The organism is Kitasatospora sp. NPDC048298 (assembly GCF_043201465.1).
Lineage (GTDB): Bacteria > Actinomycetota > Actinomycetes > Streptomycetales > Streptomycetaceae > Kitasatospora.
This window is the reverse complement of the sequence record NZ_JBICYZ010000074.1, coordinates 48042-49545: the sequence shown is the minus strand read 5'-3', so window position 1 is coordinate 49545 and position 1504 is coordinate 48042. Positions and strand designations below refer to the sequence as shown.

The 1504-nt window shown below is 69.1% G+C and carries 2 protein-coding genes; one reads left to right on the top strand and one right to left on the bottom strand.

Features of this window, described 5'->3' with window-relative positions:
- The first annotated feature begins 132 nt into the window (after window positions 1–132).
- Window positions 133–708, top strand: a complete 576-nt coding sequence (locus tag ACGF0D_RS36585) for a transposase (protein ID WP_392923838.1) — start codon at window positions 133–135, stop codon at window positions 706–708.
- On the opposite strand, the gene ACGF0D_RS36580 is transcribed toward ACGF0D_RS36585, so the two are convergent.
- Window positions 665–1210, bottom strand: coding sequence for a hypothetical protein (locus ACGF0D_RS36580; RefSeq protein WP_392923835.1), 546 nt, complete (start codon window positions 1208–1210; stop codon window positions 665–667). The genes ACGF0D_RS36585 and ACGF0D_RS36580 overlap by 44 nt on opposite strands.
- Window positions 1211–1504 lie beyond the last annotated feature (294 nt).

The following is a 1504-nucleotide window of genomic DNA, read 5'->3' as shown; positions in this document are numbered from 1 at the left end:
CCGCGTTGCCCAACAGGTCTCCTCAGTACATGGGGACGCCGCAGGATACGAGACGCATCCTGCGGCGCTTGATTCCACGTAACTAATAGGGACCGGGTCTACGCCTTCTTCCGCCGCTGGCGCGACCACGGTCTGGTCAAGGAGTTCCACGACCGGCTCCGCCGCAATGTCCGCGAACAGGCCGGGCGGGCCCCGGAGCCGAGCGCGGGCGTGATCGACTCCCAGACGGTCAAGGCCGACGCCGTCGTCGGCCATGACAGCCGCGGCTTCGACGGCGGCAAGCTGATCAACGGCCGCAAACGGCACGCCGTGGTCGACACCCTCGGACTGCTGCTGGCCGTGATGGTCACCGCCGCGGACATCGGCGACCGCGCCGCCGGGCAGGTTCTGCTCGCCCGGGCCGCCGCCTCGCACCACCGGCTGGCGCTGGTCTGGGCCGACGGCGGCTACACCGGCAGCCTCGTCGAGTACGGCCTCACCGTCCTCGCCCTGGTCCTGGCCATCGTCAAGCGAAGTGACGACATGCGCGGCTTCGTCGTGCTGCCCAAGCGGTGGATCGTGGAGCGGTTCTTCGCCCACCTGATGCGAAGCCGCCGCCTCGCGCGGGACTTCGAACGATCCACCGGCAGCGCGGAGGCGATGATCTACTGGTCGATGACCCTGCTCATGACCCGCCGCCTTGCCCGGCCACGGCCTTCGCGAGCGTGAACCGGCCCGGCGCCGGCTCGGCCAGCCACCCGCGCGCCGTTAGCCGCTTCGCCTTCGACCGCAACGCCTCGATCTTCGCGGGCACCGGATCAAGGCCGAAGCAGCCGGCCATCTCCTGACAGGTCAGCGGGCCCTGACCGAGCTGGCCCCGGTCCGCGAGCACCTGCACGATGCGCTGGTAGTCCGCCGACAGTGCCGACCGGGCCAGCCCCGCACGCCACATCGGCACCACCGACTTCGGCTTCGCCGCCTGCGAAGATGAAGGCAGCGCGGGCGGTTCACCGCGATCCGACGGCTCCTCGGCGGCGTCCAGGCCGGCGGTGTCTTCTTCGCCCGGGGACAGCACCTCGCCGACGCGTGAACGGGCGATGACCCACTCGTTCCACTCCCGCTCGGCCGCGACCAGCTCGGCCTGGATACGGTCCGCCTCCTCCCGAAGCGCGTCCACACGACGGCGAGCGGTCAGCTCACGCTGTTCCAGCAGCCCCACGACCGACGGCATCCCCGACCTCCACCAGAACGACGACACGACACGGCACCACTCCCCGAGACCGCCGACCCCATGCCTGAACAGCGGAAATGCAGCCCTCAAGCCCGGAAAGACAACAACCACTGAGCCAGATGACCAAACTGCCCTACACGCCGTTCGGGGTGGCCGACTGGGACAACGACGGTCATCAGGACATCGTCGCCCGTAATGACGCGAGTGGTGATCTGTGGCTGTACCCGGGCGACAGCAGCCGTGGTTACAGCAGTGCGCAACCGGTCAAGATCGGCAGCGGTTGGCAGGGTTACA

Excerpts from the sequence above, each read along its gene's own strand:
- ACGF0D_RS36580 (WP_392923835.1), bottom strand. The coding sequence starts at position 1,210 with ATGCCGTCGGTCGTGGGGCTGCTGGAACAGCGTGAGCTGACCGCTCGC.